At 30.1% G+C, this 604-nt stretch carries 1 protein-coding gene; it reads left to right on the top strand.

The window, feature by feature from the left end; genetic code table 11:
* Positions 1-71: 71 nt before the first annotated feature.
* Positions 72-604: AbiJ-NTD4 domain-containing protein (locus B2Y23_RS00220; RefSeq protein WP_291368334.1), on the top strand; the 533-nt coding region annotated here is incomplete at its 3' end.

A 604-nucleotide genomic window follows, 5' to 3' on the forward strand; every position in this document is an offset into this window, starting at 1 on the left:
CCTCCTTTTATAAAGGAGGGTTAGGGAGGATTAAAAAATAAATATAATCTTAAATTTGTTGGGGGAGCAAAATGCGATTTTCAGAACGATATGCCTATAAACCTGTTAGAGAAGTCATTCAAAAAGAAAGCATGGATGATGCTTTGAAGAATTCCATTTGGAATGTTTTTAAACAAATCATTATTGAACAAGGAAAATTTACCAAACATTCATCATGGCCAAATATACAAGATTATAATCTATACACTTTTTTTAGAGCTTATTGGATCACTTTTCTAAAAAAACCACTCGATGAAATGCCAAATAATGTTTCCAATATTCAAAAGGATATATATCAACACTTTTTCAATCAATTAAAATGGTATGAAATTTACGATCTTATTGAGTTTACTATCGACCATTTGCCATCTGATTGGAAAAAAACTAGACATCAAGAGACCTTTATAAAACTCATAAATGCTGTTTTAGAAAGAGAAAATAGTGCTTATCGAATTATTGAGAATAAAATCATTCTTATCACCTCAGAACAAGAAATCCAATCCATCGAAGAAGCATTAGAAAGTACAAATCCATATTCAGGTGTTCAACAACATCTCAATCAAGC

The organism is Acinetobacter sp. UBA5934 (assembly GCF_002430855.1).
Classification (GTDB): Bacteria; Pseudomonadota; Gammaproteobacteria; order Pseudomonadales; family Moraxellaceae; genus Acinetobacter.